The organism is Coprococcus comes ATCC 27758 (assembly GCF_025149785.1).
Classification (GTDB): domain Bacteria; phylum Bacillota; class Clostridia; order Lachnospirales; family Lachnospiraceae; genus Allocoprococcus; species Allocoprococcus comes.
In genome coordinates, this window is sequence record NZ_CP102277.1 from 1,681,891 (window position 1) to 1,698,918 (window position 17,028).

Genomic DNA, 17,028 nt, shown 5'->3' on the forward strand with positions numbered 1-17,028 from the left:
TTAAAAAATACTTACCAAATGATAAAGATTACCGGTCTGCTCATAAAGCGTCTTTCCGGCATCTGTAAGTGTAATTTTCTTTGTACCTCGCAAAAAGAGTGATACCTGTAATTCTTCCTCCAGCATCTTCATCTCCTGATTATTTAAAAATGAAAATATATTATCCATATGATTTTTATTGAATTATCATATAAAAACAATAATTTACATATATATTACATCATGTTAGAATTAAAAAGCATGAAAAATAAAAAGGAATGAATTTACAAATGAAACGAGTCGATTTTGAAAATGGAACGATAACCAGCAATATCCTTGGAGCATCGCTCCCGATGCTGGTTGCCCAGATTTTAAGTTTACTTTATAACATTGTAGACCGGATTTATATTGCACGTATCCCGCACATCGGAACTGCAGCACTTGGTGCAGTTGGTCTTTGTTTCCCGGTAATTGTCATCATTACCGCATTCAGCAATCTATTCGGAAGCGGCGGTGCACCATTATTTTCGATTGAGCGCGGCAAAAATGAGCCACAGGAAGCGAAAAAAATTATGAATATTTCTTTTTCCATGGTCTGTATCTGTGCCATTGTACTCATGGTAATTGGCTTTTTATTTGCCCGCCCGATCCTGGTACTGTTTGGTGCCTCAAAAGACGCTCTGATCTATGCATATCCGTACCTGATGCTTTACCTGATCGGAACTCTGCCTTCTATGATTGCAACCGGTATGAACCCGTTTATCAATGCACAGGGATATTCAACCATCGGCATGCTTTCAGTTACCATAGGGGCAGTAACGAACCTGCTGCTTGACCCGTTGTTTATTTTTGTGTTCGGACTTGGCGTACGCGGTGCCGCAATTGCAACGGTCATTTCTCAGACACTTTCTGCTGCATTTGTCTTTTTCTTTCTTACAAAGAAAGCAGAACTGAAAGTGAGGCTCCTCAAAAAAGAGGAACTTGCCAGCTGTACAGCTTATGCAAAAAACATTGTAAGCCTGGGAACTGCCGGATTTATCATGCAGTTGACAAACAGTCTGGTAACGATTGTCTGCAACAATGTACTTTCCGTCACAGGCGGAGATATCTACATTTCTGTTATGACCATCGTATCCAGTGTCAGACAGCTTGTAGAAACTCCGATTTATGCAATCAACGAAGGAACTTCGCCAATCCTGAGTTACAATTATGGTGCAAGACGCCCATGCCGTGTAAGAAAAGCCGGTGCCATGATGGCACTTATGATTCTCGGATACACAGCTGTGATGTGGAGTATTATCATCATCGCGCCGAAAACCCTGATCGGAATTTTCAGTTCGGATACTACGTTGATGAAAGATGCAGTTCCTGCCCTGAAGCAGTATTTTGCAGCGTTTATCTGCATGGATATGCAATACATTGGCCAAACGGTCTTTAAATCCCTGAATAAGAAGAAGCAAGCAATCTTTTTCTCACTACTTCGGAAGGTATTTATCGTCGTGCCTCTGACATATCTGATGCCGTATGCCCTGCATATGGGAACAGACGGCGTATTTCTCGCTGAGCCGGTTTCTAACGTCATTGGTGGAGGATTATGCTTCATCACCATGTTACTTACCGTATTGCCGGAATTAAAGCGTATGGAGCGGAAGAATGCTCTCTATGAGACAGGCACGATCTTATAAATGCGTAAACCACTGTCAAGCTGTAGCAAATTTCGTTATACCGAATTATAAATCTACAAGATTTCAGGAGGAAATGACAAATGAGCAGTAGAGAAGTAATAGAAAATGTACAAGCAGATCTCTTTGCAATACAGGATCTTGCTTATCGGGATTTTCAGGCAAAACTGATGCCGACAGTCAATAAGGAAACCGTCATCGGTGTGCGGACTCCTTCTTTGCGCGCATACGCAAAAAAATTCGGTAAAACAGACAATGTTTCTGCATTTCTTGAAGTGCTTCCACATAAATATTATGAAGAAAACAACCTTCATGGACTGCTGATTGAACAGATTAAAGCGTACCCATCCTGTATTGCCGCACTGGACCGTTTTCTCCCGTATATAGATAACTGGGCAACCTGTGATATGATCGCGCTCCCGACAGTAAAAAAACATCTGGACATATTTATCCAGGAAGTCTGCCGCTGGATAGCATCGGATCACCCTTATATCGTCCGTTTTGGAATTGGAATGCTGATGCGGTATTATCTGGATGAACAGTTTAAACCGGAATATCCCAAAAAGGTAGCCGAAGTTAAATCAGACGAATATTATGTAAACATGATGCGTGCCTGGTATTTTGCTACCGCTCTTGCAAAGCAGTATGACCAGATCATTCCTTATCTGGAAGAGAAAAGGCTGGACACCTGGACACATAATAAGACGATTCAGAAAGCAATTGAAAGCTACCGGATCACGCCGGAACAGAAGATCTATTTAAGGACATTAAGAGTAAAGAAATAATAAGTTTTACCGAACTTTGACAATTTACGGTTCCCGCAATTTTACCACATTTGCAGCACTACGTCGTCTGTCTTCATCGATTGCAGCGTAGTGCTTTTTCGTTGTATTGACATCTTTGTGCCCCAGAACATCCGCTACCAGGTAAATATCCCCCGTTTCCTTATAAAGGGCAGTACCATAGGTACTTCTGAGCTTATGTGGCGTGATTCTTTTATTTGTAATCTGACTGGCATACTTTTTAACCATATTTTCAACCGCCTGTACACCGATCCGGCGCTTTTGGGTTGATAAAAACAGAGCATTTTCATAGCCAGCAAGGGGCGTTACCGCTTTACGGTATGTCTCCAGATAATTGCGAAGTGCTTTTTCCACCTCTTCACCAAAATAAACAACCATCTGGCTTCCACCTTTTCGTGTCACCATGACCCCATTATTGTTGAAATCCACATCTGACAGGTCCAGTCCAACTAACTCCGATACTCGAATACCTGTTCCAAGTAGAAGAGTAATGATCGCAATATCACGTTCTTTCGTCTTATTATAATAGGAGAGTGCCTGACCGGTTAATTTGGAACCACAGGATTCCACATAATCCAAAAGCTTTGCAACCTCATCGGTATCCAAACGTATGATCGCCTTGTCATGTAACTTCGGCATATCTACAAATAAGGTCGGATTTTTCTGAATTATCTGTCTTTTAAAGAAATAATTATAAAAGCTGCGTAATGCAGACATTTTGCGAAATAAGCCGCGTTCAGAGTTTGTAACCTGTTTGGTTTCTTTGGTATGAACATCTGTAGTATCATAGACCTTCAGATATTCCAAATATTCCTCAATATCAACCGGCTGAATAGCTTCCAGATCCTGTACCTGAAAGTCCTTAATTGAGTGATGTTTATAAACAGGATTTTCTTCAATTAAAAACTGAAAGAACAAACGGATGTCATATGCATACGATATTCGTGTCTTTGGTGATGTGGTTGGTTCAATGGCACGAAAATAATCACGTGCAAAGTCAGGCATGGTGTTTAAAACACCACGAAGACGAATAGTATTATCAATATAAGTTTCTTCCTGGTATGTTTTTGTATCAGATGGCATGATCCTAAGAACCTCCTAAATTCCATAAATTTCCCCGATATAGGTATGATTATAACATGGTTTCGGAAGATTTGTCTATATCTTTTGGAAAAATCGGTATTTGTCGTATAGATTGGTTATTCAAAATACTGCTGTCCCAAGACAACTTTTTGCCAGGGACAGCTAATTATAATTACTAGCACGGTCTGTTTCCTTTTTCAAATGGATATTCAATCCCCCAGTCTTTTCTAAGGCCATCCATCTGTTCCATGATGCGAATACTTTCTTCATGCGGCATTTCCATACATTCAAGTTTTCCTTCACGGATAGCCTTCATAGAAGCGCGTACTTCATATTCAAACCCAGTGATCTGTTCTGGCATTGTAATTTCCCTTACAAATTCCCGATCCGGTGTATATACTTTTACCGCTGTAATATCATTAATATTTTCCGCAATCAGATACCCCTTGGTCCCATATATCATACCATATTGTTCTGTACCGGTAAGTGCACTGCTTTGTATAGAAGCCATCGATCCATTTTTGTATTTCAGAATAATGGAATTCTGTGCATCCACTCCACTGTCAAATTTTACGCAGGAAGAAAGCGTTTCTTCAACATCATCGCCTAAAACCATGCTTGCAAAATTCAGTGGGTAAATACCTACATCTAATAGCGCTCCACCGGCAAGCTTCGGATCGATCAGACGTTCTTTTGTATGCATATCATATCCGAGATTTGCTGAAATCCCCTTTATTTCTCCGATTTCACCACTTGCAATAATATCATCGATTATTTTACGGGATGGAAGGTATCTTGTCCAAATTGCCTCCGTAATAAAGACTTCTTTTTCCTTTGCGAGAGCAAATACTTCTTTTGCTCCAACAGCATTTACAGTAAATGGTTTTTCACAAAGTACCGGTTTCCCATGATTGATACAAAGTTTGGCATGTTCTATATGAAACGGGTGTGGTGTCGCGATATAAATCAACTCTACTTCCGGATCATTTACCAGTTCTTCGTATGAGCCATATGCCTTTTCAAATCCCCATTCTTTGGCAAATTTCTGCGCTCTGTCAAGATTTCTTGCAGCAATGGCATATGCAGCCGCATCGTCCATACCGTCCAGTGTTTTCGCCATATTTGCTGCAATTCGCCCAGCACCGATAATTCCAACTTTCATCTGTTCCATTTCTTTACACTCCTTTTTTCACATATTATTCTACATGGAAATCCATCCAAATGCATTCGCCACAGAACTGATCAAAATAATCAGAACAAAGATTGGACACAGATATTTAATCATAACAGCAAAAATCTTCTTTCTGCGGAATGCATTTTCTCCATGAATAATCTCTTCTTCTATCTTCTTTACCCCAACAACTCTAGCTACCAAAAGACTTGTCATCAGTGCCGCGATCGGCATCATTACCGAATTAGTCAGGAAATCAAAGAAATCCAAGAACTGCATACCAATAATTTTCACAAATGCAAGTGGTCCATATCCAAGTGAAGATAAACTTCCTAATACTATCATGATCACACCAACAAGCACAGTAGACTTTTTACGACTCCAGCCGATTTCATCTTCAAATGTAGATACTGCACTCTCTGTCAATGCGATTGAGCTTGTCAGCGCAGCAAAAAGAACAAGCAGAAAGAACAGAATTCCAATTGCTGTTCCCAATCCCATATTCTCAAACACCTTTGGTATTGTAATAAACATCAGTGCCGGCCCTGCCTGTAACGTATCCGGATTTCCACCTGAAAACGCAAATACGGCTGGGATGATCATAAGTCCTGCCATAATTGCAATCGCTGTATCAAATACTTCTACATTTCTTGTAGAATCTTCAATCGAAATATCTTTCTTCATATAAGAACCAAATGTGATCAAAATTCCCATAGCGATCGATAGGGAATAAAACATCTGTCCCATAGCAGCTACCACAGACATCCATGAGAAATTCTTTGGATTTGGCACCAGAAAATACTTCACGCCTTCCATTGCACCTGGTCGTGTTACTGAGTAAATGGAAATGATCAGCGAAAGCACGATCAAAATCGGCATCATAAACTTTGAAACACGCTCAATTCCATTCCGAACACCTGCATAAATAATAATCAATGTAATCAGACAGAATATAATAAAACAGATTTCTGTAGAAAATCCATTTGAGATAAACTCTGAAAAATATCCATCTTGAGCCAGACTACTGCTGTTCCCTTTTACATATTCCAAAAGGTACTTGATAACCCATCCTCCAATTACAGAATAATATGGTACAATCAGAACCGGAATAATCGCATTAATCCATCCCCCAAAAGAAATCCATTTTGACTTTCCGAAAGATTTGAACGCACCTACCGGACTTTTTCTTGTCATACGGCCAATTGCTGATTCAGCAATTATCATCGTATAACCGAAAGTAAGGGCTAACAGAATATAGATAAGCAGAAAAATTCCTCCGCCATATTTTGCCGCAAGATAAGGAAACCTCCAGATATTTCCAAGACCTACAGAAGCTCCTGCTGCTGACAGTACATATCCTAATTTACCAGAAAATGTACTCCTTTTTTTATGATTATCCATAACAAAATCTCCTCTTTTATTCTAAAATTAAATACACTCATTTGATTTTATCATGATAATCCTTTAAAGTCACTAGTAAAATCAAGTATAGCCTTAAAAATATAAAATAAGTTTTGTCTTATAATTTATCCATACATTCCGTGTATTCTTTTAAAACCTGTTCCAGTAATAATTTCTTAGTATAAAATTAAAAAGTCCGGAAAGACTAAGACGGGGTGAGCGATGGGATCTTGGTTAGAGACCTTAGGAATGTCTTAGTCTTTTAGACTTTTATAAAAAATAGAGTGTATATAATGTGCTATCAGGCAGATTATTCGCTGCTACCTGACAGCACAGATGGTCTTTAATAAATAGAATCATCTCCATAATACGAAACAACCAGATAGGCTCCTTCCTGGAGATTATTCCTGTCTTTTAAACTTAAATGATTTGCTTCTGCCAGCTCATCCATATATTCATATATGGAATCTTCGGTTCGTCTGTATCTTTGCGCAATGCTCCAGAGTGAATCCCCTTTTTCAAGCTGGACACTTTTATAATATCTCTCTCCGGAAGGTTCTTCAGCTTTGCTATCGTGCGCACTGGAGAAAAAGCTTCCAAATCCAAAACTCAGTGACATAACCATCACCAGAGCCGCAATCCCTGTCACAAACCGTCTGATAGAATTCGTCTTACGGTGCTTTGCATAATGACAGTGCTTCTGTCCTTTTGCTCCTGCATGATATCGATCTGCATACATATCTTTTCTTTTCTCTGATCTCATGATAAATTCCTCCCTTTTCTTCTGTAATCTTTTCAGTTCTCCTATATACCAGAAAGCATGTTCTCGAACAACTGTTCTGTTACCAATATACAACAAGAACATACGTTTGTCAATATGCAAATCGAACGTATTTTCTAAACATTTGTTTGCTATTTTTTCTTCTGTATGATATGATAATTTTAATAGTTCAGATAATAATTCAAATTGATATAGATACAGATTTAGGAGGTCTTTTATGAGTAAAGGTAATATTAGCAAGAAACAGGAAGAGATACTTGAATATATTAAGTCCCAGATCCTGCAACGTGGTTTTCCACCGGCTGTACGTGAGATCTGTGATGCTGTGAATCTGAAGTCAACTTCTTCTGTACACTCTCATCTCGAGACTCTTGAAAAGAACGGATACATACGACGTGACCCAACCAAACCACGTGCAATCGAGATTCTGGATGATTCATTTAATCTCACAAGACGTGAGATGGTTCAGATTCCGATCGTAGGCCATGTAGCTGCAGGAGAACCGGTTCTTGCACAGGAGAATATTGAAGATTACTATCCTGTTCCTACTGAATATATTTCATCAAATAAAGAACTCTTTATGCTGAAAGTTCAGGGTGAAAGTATGATAAATGCCGGTATACTGGATGGAGATTATGTCATTGTGGAAAAGCAGGCAACTGCAGAGAACGGTGACATGGTTGTTGCTCTGATTGATGACGGTGCAACGGTAAAGACGTTTTACCGAGAAGAAGGTGTGATCCGTCTTCAGCCGGAGAATGATGCAATGGAACCATTTATCCTTGAAGATGTTACGATTTTAGGGAAAGTTGCTGCTGTTATGCGCTTCTTCCATTAATTTTTAAAAAACAGGTATTACTTGCAGAAGCATCTCAGATAGAAGTGCTTTTTGCATGTAATCACCTGTTTTTTATATATGTTCTTCTCCATATCCCTTTTTTTCTTACTATCATAAATATTTTTTTAATGCATCAAAAAAGCCGGATAAGATGTACAGGTATTCTCAACCTGTCATCTTATCCGGCTTTTGTTCCATTGAACAGCTCACCCTTCGATGCTCGTATCTATATATGACATATTCAGATGATTCAGTCAGTACTGTTTTCTACTATTTTTTTGCAAGTTCGTACATCGCTGCTGCCGTAATCTGCAGTGCACGGAGAAGCTTTTCTACTTCCACATGTTCATCTGGCTGATGGATCACGTCTGCTTCACCTGGAAATACCGGTCCGAATGCAACCATGTTCGGGAATTTCTTTGCGTAAGTTCCACCACCGATTGCAAGTGGTTCCAAGTGCTCGCCAGTCTCTTCTTCATATACATGAACGAGCTTTGTCACCAGTTCAGAGTCTTTTGGTACATAGAGAATTTTGTGGTTATTTTTCCGGAGCACATCGAATGTGTAACTGTTGATATGATTGATCAGTGTATCATCAACAACTTTCGGATCTGCATTTTTTGGATAACGGACATCTAATGTAAAATAGGTCTCTTCTCCATCATAATAAACAATACCAAGGTTTACGGTTGTCTCACCAGTTTCTTCATCCACATAATGTACTCCCAGTGATTCTCCATTTGTCTCCGTTCCGATCTCTTTCAGAAGAAATTCCATCAGTTGCTGGAATTCTCCACCAAATTCATTCTCTTTCACTGCATTCAAAAGAAGAATTGCTGCATTTACACCAAGATGCGGGGTACTTCCATGTGCACTTCTTCCCACCGCTTCAACGATTGTTTTTCCGTTTTCATGCGTCACAGTGATTCCCTCTGTCTCTGCTACCTTAATGTCTCCTTTTACGATCAGTTTACAAGTTGGAATCACGACATTGTCAGCAATTCCACCACCAAAATATTCCACTTCGATATGACCTTTGTCATAAACCTTAGAACCGCCTTTGATGCCGGTCGTTCCTTTTTCACAGAAAATAACAGGAAAATCTGCATCCGGAGTAAATCCGATCGTCGGCATCTCATATCCGTTCTCTACGTAATACGCCGCACATGAAGAGCCACATTCTTCATCAGATCCAAAAATAACACGGATTCTACGGTCAATTGGAAGATTCAGGTCACGGATCGCCTTCAATGCGTAAATTGATCCAATGATCGGTCCCTTATCATCCAGACATCCTCTTCCCCAAAGAATTCCATCGTGGATCTCGGCACCATAGGCAGGATAAGTCCAACCGGTATCGCCAGCCGGTACAACGTCTACATGACCAAGAACGCCTACCATCTCTTTTCCTTCTCCATATTCTACCCAGCCTATACGATTGTCTGCCTGCCCAACCTTGAAGCCAAGCTTGCGGCCAAGTTCAAGGGCATCTTCCAGAGCAGCCTTCGGTCCCGGACCATATGGCGCGTCTGGCTGTGCCTCACCACGCACGCTTTCAATTCTCATGTTCTGTTGGATTCCAGCAAGAATTTCATCCTTCATCTCCATAATCCTGCTGTTTAATGCTTCATAACTCATTATTACATTCCCCACTTTCTTGTGTATTCCATCTGTATTCTATTATACACGATACATCTTTAGAAACCAAATAATAATTTAACAAATCTGCTCCGAATCCAGCACGATCGTAAATGGACCGTCATTTAAAAGAGATACCTTCATATCCGCGCCAAAGTCTCCTCTTTCCACAACCGGGATCACTTTCTTACATTCTTCAATAATATATTCATACAGTTCATTTGCCATATCCGGTGCACCTGCCTCAATAAAACTTGGGCGGAATCCTTTTTTACAGTTTGCATATAAGGTAAACTGGGAAATCAGAAGAAGTTCTCCATCCACATCCTTTAGGGCAAGATTGGTCTTTCCGTTCTCATCTTCAAAAATGCGAAGTCCTGTCAACTTCTTTACCATTTTGTCTGCAATCACCCTGGTATCATCCTGTGCCACTCCGATCAGCACCATAAATCCTTTTCCAATCTTTCCGATCACTTCTCCTTCTACCGCAACCTCGGCATGTGTTACTCTCTGAATTACAAATTTCATGTTTTCTTGTCTCCTCTTTCTTCTCTTTATTTGACACTATAATGCCTGTGTTCCGAAATTATCAGAACATAAGTATTTTGCTACAGGTCTAAAAAACGGGGGATTTTTATTTCCCCCGTCTTATAACATTATAATCGCTGTTCTTACTCTTCCAAGCTTGCCTCTAATTCAAGAAAATCTTTGATAGCTTTCACACATCCGTCAACACCAAACTTGGAACTGTTTATACAAATATCATAACTTTCGGCATCGCCCCATTTTTTGTTGGTATAATAATTGTAATAGCTTGCCCTGCGTTTATCTGTCTTATGTATCAGATCTTTTGCTTTGTTATCTGTCAGTTCATTCAGCTTTGCTACATTTTTAATCCTGTCTTCCAGATCTGCATGAATGAATACACTTAGTACATCATCCCGCTCTTCCAGTGCATAATCCGCACATCTTCCTACCAGTACACACGGTCCCTCCTCCGCAATCTTTTTGATCGCATCAAACTGCGCAAGGAAAATCTTGTGATTTAGTGGCATTTCATTGACAGAACCGGATGCAAATCCCATAGAATATGTATCCATTACCAATGAATAGAGAAAACTGTTCGTCGGTTTTTCATCATGTGTCTCAAAAAGCTCTTTGCATATCTTACTGTCCTTTGCTGCCCGTGACAACAATTCTTTATCATAAAACTCAATTCCCAGTTCATCTGCCAGACGTTTTCCAATCTCGCGTCCTCCGCTTCCAAACTGACGACCTATTGTTATAATTGTATGTGTTTTACTCATAAACGTCACGCTCCTTTGCAGGTCATTATTCCATGATTATCCTATACATATTATATAACAATTCATAATAAATGTATAGATTTTCATGACATTTTGCGTAGTTTTTTCAATAAATTTTCAAAATATTCCGGAAGTGGGGCATCAAATTCCATATATTTTCCGGTTCTCGGATGGATAATTCCAAGAATTTTCGCATGAAGTGTCTGCCCCTGTAGTGTCCACGGACATTTTGCCGGACCATATACACAGTCTCCAAGCAACGGATGATGGATACTTGCCATATGCACACGGATCTGATGTGTGCGACCGGTTTCAAGCTCACAGGCAATATAAGTATAATCGCCAAACCGCTCCAGGACCCGGTAGTGTGTCACTGCATTTCTGCCGTTTTTCTCATTGATACTCATTTTCTTCCGGTCAATCGGATGGCGTCCGATCGGCGCATTCACAGTACCGGAATCCTCTTTGATATTACCGTGTACAATCGCATGATAAATCCGCTTAATGCTGTGCTCTTTTAACTGCTCTGCAAGGATCTGGTGTGCGGTATCATTTTTACATACCAGAAGAGAACCGGTAGTATCCATATCGATCCGGTGTACGATTCCCGGACGCATTACACCGTTGATTCCTGAAAGCCGGTCTTTGCAATGATACATGATCGCATTGACCAGAGTTCCGGTATAATGACCTGCTGCCGGGTGCACTACCATACCTTTCGGCTTATTAACCACCAGGATATCATCATCCTCATAGAGAATATCCAATGGTATATTTTCCGGCAGGATATCCGGTTCCGTCAAATCCGGTATCGTAATCTGAATTTGATCTCCTTTTGCAACCTTATAGTTAGATTTGATTACTGTGGAATTTACCTTTACATTTTTTTCTTTTATCAGTTTTTGAATATAAGAACGGGAAAGCTCCGGCACTTTCTCTGTAAGAAATTTGTCGATTCTCTCCCCTGCATTTTCTTCACTCTGAAATTCTTTAATCTGCATGTTTCTGCTCCTGTCTGCGCGAATAAATAGAAAAATCTTCGTCCTTATAATAAAAAAAGATCAGCAGAACCAGAACGATAAACGTCACAGTCACATAAATATCCGCCACATTGAAAATCGGAAAATCAATCAGTGAAAAATAAAAAAAGTCAACCACATATCCTCTGGTCAGACGGTCAATAAAATTCCCGATTGCTCCGGCTGTCAGAATGATCATACAGATTCTGAGTGGCAGATATCTTTTTTCTACCGGAGTTCTGCCATAAAACCAGCTCACAATAACAAGGATCACAACGGTCATGATGACAAAGAACCATCGCTGGTTCTGAAAAATCCCAAATGCAGCTCCTCTGTTTTCAAGATAATGCAATTCAAAAACATTATTCCACAACACAAATGCAGACTGATCCTTCAAATGTGCAATTGCCAGAAGCTTTGTATACTGATCCAGAAGCACCAGGATTACGACTCCAAGTGCTGCAAAAATATATTGTTTTAACCCTGGTCTGTTCTTCATATGCTCTCCTTTACTGCTAATGCCATTAGATATACTTTCGGATTGTAACATAATAACGTCCTTTTTTTGTCTCGGAAAGAACTCCTTCGTACTGAAAACGTCCCATCTGTCTTACGGAAATGATATCGTTGTCCTTTACATGATATCCATTACTGGTAATCAGCTTTCCGTTTACGTATACACGCCCAGCCTCAATCAATGCAGTAAGTTTACTTCTGGACGAAGAAAAAGCCAGTGAAAGAAGGGAATCCAGGCGTACTGATGCAACAGTCCCCTTAATCTCTTCGTACTTTGGCTCCCATTTAAAATCTGCATTTTCTACTTCTACGGCACGAACGGTTGTATGACGTACCCTGGTCAGTTCTTTTACAAGAAACTCCGTCAGTTCCTGATGTACAAACACATAAGCTTCCTTATCGTGAATCAGAATATCTCCCGTCTTTGCCCGTGTGATCCCAAGGTTCAGAAGTGCACCCAGATAATCTCTGTGTGATAATTCCTCAGCAAATTTCGGCTGCAGCGGACTGATCTTCAGAATGCGGATCGGATATGTACTGCGGATACTTTCCTCATCCATATACATATAAAAAGCATCAGGTAGAAATGCTGCCATCTGACGCTCTGACGGATCATACCCGCCAAAGGTCCTGTATGGAACAGGGAAAGAATCCTTCGGCGTAGTATGTAATATATTCAGTTCATTCAGGTTCAGGAAATCGGAATACATAATGATTCCTCTCTGATAAGCATTGTTAGACAGCTCAATCAGACGTTTACGAAGTAAAGTCTCTTCTTTTTCCATACCCTGTCTTCTTTCTTCTAGTAACGGTTCTGGATCGGCACATCGAACGAAGTATTCAGAAGATCCTGCATATCGCCGGAAATATCAACATTTGCCGGTGTTACCAGAAAAATATAACTTGAAATCTTCTGAAGATTACCATCAATTGCAAAAGCAGATCCTGATGTGAAATCAATAATTCTCTGCGCGATCTCAAGATCCATACCTTCCAGATTCAAAATAACAGTTCTTCCCGCGAGAAGAGTCTCTGTAATCTCACGTGTATCATCCATTGCGTTTGGTTTGATTACACAAACTTCCATTGCAGGAGCATTTCTGCGTGTAGAAGGCTGGCGCATCGGGGTGACTTTATTTGAACGACCTGATTTTTTAAGCTGATAATCTTCCTCTTCTTCTTCGTAAGCAGCCGGTTTATCTTTCTTTCCAAAAATATTCTTTTTTGGCTTCTCTTCTTCATATGACTCATCTTCAAAATCGTCATCTTCATCGTAGAAATCATCATCATACTCATCATCGTCGCCGTTTAATTTCATAACGTCTAAAAACTTATCTAATACTCCCATTTTTCTTATACACTCCTATCTGTGGTATCTAAATCTGATGAGCATAATTTCGCTCGCCAAAAATTGCTGTCCCTATCCGAACCATGGTGGCTCCCTCTTCTATAGCAACTTCAAAATCATTGGTCATCCCCATTGAAAGAATACTCATGTTAACATTATCAACTTTTTCCTTTGCAATGTCAACAGATAATTTTCGTAAGTTTGCAAAATGTATACGATTTTCTTCCGGGTTTTCTACAAACGGAGCAATTGTCATCAATCCTTGTACTTTTATGTGTTGAAATCTGACAATTTCATGAATAAAATCCATAACTTCCTCTGGCATCAGACCGAATTTTGTATCTTCTTTTGCCATGTTTACTTCGAGAAGCACATTTACAACAATACCTTTTTTCGCTGCTTCTTTATCAATTGTTTCCGCAAGACGAATAGAATCAACAGAATGGATCAACTCTGCCTTATCGATGATATATTTTACTTTGTTGCGCTGCAGATGACCAATCATCTGCCAGTGAATATCCTTTGGCATTATGTCATATTTTTCATCCAGTTCCTGCACTTTATTTTCACCAAAATAACGGCAACCGTAAGCATACGCTTCTTCCAGCATTTCTACCGGTTTGGTCTTGCTGACAGCAATCAGTGTTACATCCTCCCGTTTTCTGCCGGAGCGTTCGCATGCAGCGCATACACGCGCTTCCACATCTTTTAAGTTTTCTGTGATCATTTCTTTCACTCCATTTCTTATTGACTTACTATCTGATTATCCCGAACAGAATCTCCATTCAGGGCAATATGATCATAATTGGATAGACTGTAGCTGTTTCCTTCTGCAATAATATAGTATTCATCACTCTCACTCAGGATCTGAACCTGCTTGAATACAGCATAGCCTTTATTGACATTATAAACTCCTTTGATGCTTTCGGTTTTCAAAAGATCCATCGTATCGGAAGATTCCGGCAACAAAAGAGTATCTCCTTTTTTCAGATTCTCTGTATCCAGATATGCAATACCCGATTCCGTATCCTCGTTAATGATCGTCACCGGAATAAATTCCGTTGTCGTCTTTCCTTTTTTGGTCGTCTGCCTGTAGACACCTTCGTTCTGAGAAGCCCCGCCGCTCGTGATATAATCTATCGGAACAGCATAACAGTCTTTCTCCGTTACCGAGGTTTTCGGAATCTTAAGCCCGGACTCGTCTTCCAGGATCAGTTCAATATTCACGAACCGTTCATCTGCATACCGAATCATGGAATCCTTAAAAGTAATATTGGCATAAATATCATTTTTCTTTTCCGTAAGTCGCATAGTTCCCCACAGGTCCTTATTATCCTTCAGGAATCTGACCTCAACAGAAAGGGAATCTTCCCCGTTCATTTTTTTCTGGAAGGTTTGTGCCAGATCAGAGGTCAGGCGTACCGTTACCGTCCACTCTTCATCTGTGACCAGGCGATATACCGGCTGCCCTGCATCAATCTTCTGGTTGCCTGAAAGCTCTGTGACACTGTAATTTGCCTTATCAAACATCTCATCCGTGATATTATCTGTCGTCAGATTTTCATAGCCATCTACCGAAAGCTCCACGATTCCGTCATCCGGGCTTTGAAATGCATCTACATTTCCGGACTGCAGAATAGAATTCAGCTGTGCAACCCTGCTCTGTGTCGTATTGTTCTGTAAGATCGCTGTTACTTCACTTTTCAGATTTGATGCCGTCTTAAACTCCTCCGGTGAATAGGATTCATTAAATCCCTGTGCCTTCAGCAGAATACTGTTCCATTCATCTGCATTCAGGGAAACTTCTTCATTGCTGTCCTGATCCGTCTGTGTCTCGAGCTTGGAAGACGTAATGGTGTAAATATTGGTTCCAAGTGCAACCTTCTGTGCATCGTCTACAAAATAATTGACATATCCGCTTTTTTCAGCATTTACCACCGTTTCTTTTCTGAGAACCATTCCGGTAAGATTCCTGTCTTTTAAAATGCTTCCTTCCCGTACCTCATATACACTCACTCTGTCTTTTGTAAAATAGATCAGAACGGTAAAAACAAGATACACAAAAATAATTCCAAACAGAATCGTACCAATATTTAAATGTCCTTTTCGTTTATATTTCTGGAGGCTGACAACCTCCGTATTCTTCTTTTTCCCAGCCAAAAATCAAGCCTCCAAATCTATTCGGATTTTAACAGGCACAGTGCCGCACCATTCAGATAATCACAGCACTTACCCTGATACCTGCCTTCCTCTTCCATCTTCTGCAGCAGTTCGTCCCTCAGCCTCCACCAGCTGCATCCCCAGTTACAGAACACCGCATCTTTCTCAGGAATTCTTGAAAACATTCGTTCTACTGCCACGGTTTCCGGAATCTGTTCAAGAAACGTAATCACTCTTTCAAAATATTCTTCCTTTGAACATACCGTTATTTTACCATTTTCATACCAATCACACAACCGTGTATTTCTGGCAATATAAAGCGAATGCAGTTTCACAATATCCACACCAAGCGCAGTAAGGATTCTTGCAGTCTCTTTTGCATCCGCTGCCGTATCTCCCGGAAGATTAAGAATCACATGGGTACAGATTGAAATACCAGTATATCTTTTAATCCGCAGTACTGCATCGATAAATTCTGCAAGACCATGTCCCCTGTCGATCATCTGCAGTGTATGATAATTTGCTGTCTGTAATCCAAGTTCTACATTCATCTGAATTCCGGTCATTGCGCGAATATCTCTCATAATATCAAGATACTCAGCCGAAACACAATCCGGTCTTGTGGAAACAGATATCTCCACGACACCCGGAATCCTGGTAGCCTCCATCAGATAACTGCGAAATCTATCCGGAGGAAGAAAGGTATTGGTATAATTCTGAAAATATGCAATATATTTGTTGGCATGGTATTTTCTCGTGATCATCTGTCTGGTCCGTGTCAACTGTTCTGTGACAGAAACTGCAGCCGACATTGCCTCAAATCCGGTTCCTGCACCGGCACAGAATGCACATCCATCTCCGTCAAGACGGTTCGGACATGTGACCGGAAGGTTCACCGGAAGCTTGTATACTTTTTCACCATATTTGTTTTTCAGGTAATCCGAATATTTATAATATAACATATTTTTCCTCTCATTTATGAATAATCACAAAGTTTTAACACATACTAACCGTATAGAATCGTATAAGGAGGATATTTACATGAAATGGTTTGATAATACAGCACTCACCGTTGTGATCATCGGTGCTGTGAACTGGCTTCTGATCGGTATATTCCGTCTGGATCTTATTGCCTGGCTTTTTGGAAACATGTCATGGCTCTCACGTATCGTCTACACGATCGTCGGACTGTGTGGACTCTACCTGATCAGTCTTTTTGGTAGAATCGGATCCATGTCCGAATCTTAATACGCCCAGGTAATGTACCTGATACCATCTCGGTGTATTTTCTACATGCTTGAA

Annotated in this window: 18 protein-coding genes and 1 pseudogene; 4 read left to right on the top strand and 15 right to left on the bottom strand. The window is 40.2% G+C overall.

Going from position 1 to position 17,028, the window contains the following annotated elements:
- Positions 1-126: a hypothetical protein gene (locus NQ556_RS08340; RefSeq protein ID WP_259812406.1), complete on the bottom strand. Its 126-nt coding sequence runs from the start codon at positions 124-126 to the stop codon at positions 1-3.
- A gap of 143 nt (positions 127-269) precedes the next feature.
- Between NQ556_RS08340 and NQ556_RS08345 the strand changes: the two genes are divergently transcribed.
- Together NQ556_RS08345 and NQ556_RS08350 are read left to right on the top strand one after the other, a co-directional pair.
- Positions 270-1,664 (top strand): MATE family efflux transporter, encoded by a 1,395-nt coding sequence (locus tag NQ556_RS08345; protein WP_173699745.1) that lies wholly within the window; start codon positions 270-272, stop codon positions 1,662-1,664.
- A gap of 80 nt (positions 1,665-1,744) precedes the next feature.
- Positions 1,745-2,446, top strand: coding sequence for a DNA alkylation repair protein (locus NQ556_RS08350; protein WP_008370298.1), 702 nt, complete (start codon positions 1,745-1,747; stop codon positions 2,444-2,446).
- Between the two features lie 24 nt (positions 2,447-2,470).
- Here the strand turns inward: NQ556_RS08350 and NQ556_RS08355 are convergent, their stop codons facing one another.
- From NQ556_RS08355 to NQ556_RS08370, 4 genes and pseudogenes are all read right to left on the bottom strand, one after another.
- Positions 2,471-3,547: a tyrosine-type recombinase/integrase gene (locus NQ556_RS08355; RefSeq protein WP_008370296.1), complete on the bottom strand. Its 1,077-nt coding sequence runs from the start codon at positions 3,545-3,547 to the stop codon at positions 2,471-2,473.
- Between the two features lie 175 nt (positions 3,548-3,722).
- Positions 3,723-4,721: pseudogene (locus tag NQ556_RS16690) on the bottom strand (Gfo/Idh/MocA family protein); the annotation flags it as partial.
- A gap of 27 nt (positions 4,722-4,748) precedes the next feature.
- Positions 4,749-6,119 (bottom strand): sodium-dependent transporter, encoded by a 1,371-nt coding sequence (locus NQ556_RS08365; RefSeq protein ID WP_022221016.1) that lies wholly within the window; start codon positions 6,117-6,119, stop codon positions 4,749-4,751.
- Between the two features lie 343 nt (positions 6,120-6,462).
- The gene (locus NQ556_RS08370) at positions 6,463-6,882 is read right to left on the bottom strand and encodes a LysM peptidoglycan-binding domain-containing protein (protein ID WP_022221015.1); all 420 of its coding nucleotides are present in this window, start codon (positions 6,880-6,882) and stop codon (positions 6,463-6,465) included.
- A gap of 235 nt (positions 6,883-7,117) precedes the next feature.
- On the opposite strand from NQ556_RS08370, the gene lexA reads away from it, so the two are divergent.
- Entirely contained in the window at positions 7,118-7,738 is a 621-nt protein-coding gene (lexA, locus tag NQ556_RS08375) for a transcriptional repressor LexA (protein WP_008370284.1), read from the top strand.
- 270 nt (positions 7,739-8,008) lie between these two features.
- Here lexA and pepV read toward each other — a convergent pair whose 3' ends face one another.
- From pepV to mnmL, 10 genes are all read right to left on the bottom strand, one after another.
- Positions 8,009-9,376 (bottom strand): dipeptidase PepV, encoded by a 1,368-nt coding sequence (pepV, locus tag NQ556_RS08380; RefSeq protein ID WP_008370281.1) that lies wholly within the window; start codon positions 9,374-9,376, stop codon positions 8,009-8,011.
- Positions 9,377-9,454: 78 nt separating this feature from the next.
- Positions 9,455-9,904 (bottom strand): D-aminoacyl-tRNA deacylase, encoded by a 450-nt coding sequence (dtd, locus tag NQ556_RS08385; RefSeq protein WP_008370279.1) that lies wholly within the window; start codon positions 9,902-9,904, stop codon positions 9,455-9,457.
- A 143-nt stretch (positions 9,905-10,047) separates the two neighbouring features.
- The gene (locus tag NQ556_RS08390; protein ID WP_022221014.1) at positions 10,048-10,683 is read right to left on the bottom strand and encodes a cytidylate kinase-like family protein; all 636 of its coding nucleotides are present in this window, start codon (positions 10,681-10,683) and stop codon (positions 10,048-10,050) included.
- Between the two features lie 83 nt (positions 10,684-10,766).
- A complete protein-coding gene (locus tag NQ556_RS08395) occupies positions 10,767-11,684 on the bottom strand; it encodes an RluA family pseudouridine synthase (protein WP_022221013.1) in 918 nt (305 codons plus the stop codon).
- Positions 11,674-12,201, bottom strand: a complete 528-nt coding sequence (gene lspA / locus NQ556_RS08400; RefSeq protein ID WP_022221012.1) for a signal peptidase II — start codon at positions 12,199-12,201, stop codon at positions 11,674-11,676. Before lspA ends, NQ556_RS08395 begins: the two co-directional genes overlap by 11 nt.
- A 25-nt stretch (positions 12,202-12,226) precedes the next feature.
- Positions 12,227-13,003, bottom strand: coding sequence for a YlmH/Sll1252 family protein (locus NQ556_RS08405; protein WP_008370265.1), 777 nt, complete (start codon positions 13,001-13,003; stop codon positions 12,227-12,229).
- A gap of 17 nt (positions 13,004-13,020) precedes the next feature.
- The gene (locus NQ556_RS08410) at positions 13,021-13,566 is read right to left on the bottom strand and encodes a cell division protein SepF (protein ID WP_008370263.1); all 546 of its coding nucleotides are present in this window, start codon (positions 13,564-13,566) and stop codon (positions 13,021-13,023) included.
- 28 nt (positions 13,567-13,594) lie between these two features.
- On the bottom strand, positions 13,595-14,293 hold the full coding sequence (locus NQ556_RS08415; RefSeq protein ID WP_008370261.1) for a YggS family pyridoxal phosphate-dependent enzyme: 699 nt from the start codon (positions 14,291-14,293) through the stop codon (positions 13,595-13,597).
- A 17-nt stretch (positions 14,294-14,310) separates the two neighbouring features.
- On the bottom strand, positions 14,311-15,726 hold the full coding sequence (locus NQ556_RS08420; RefSeq protein ID WP_008370259.1) for an HlyD family efflux transporter periplasmic adaptor subunit: 1,416 nt from the start codon (positions 15,724-15,726) through the stop codon (positions 14,311-14,313).
- A gap of 17 nt (positions 15,727-15,743) precedes the next feature.
- Positions 15,744-16,688: a tRNA modification radical SAM protein MnmL/YtqA gene (gene mnmL / locus NQ556_RS08425; RefSeq protein WP_022221011.1), complete on the bottom strand. Its 945-nt coding sequence runs from the start codon at positions 16,686-16,688 to the stop codon at positions 15,744-15,746.
- Between the two features lie 79 nt (positions 16,689-16,767).
- Here mnmL and NQ556_RS08430 point away from each other — a divergent pair, with 79 nt between their 5' ends.
- Positions 16,768-16,974 carry a DUF378 domain-containing protein gene (locus tag NQ556_RS08430; protein ID WP_022221010.1) on the top strand — a complete coding sequence of 69 codons (207 nt, stop codon included), beginning with the start codon at positions 16,768-16,770 and terminating at the stop codon, positions 16,972-16,974.
- Positions 16,975-17,028: the final 54 nt, after the last annotated feature.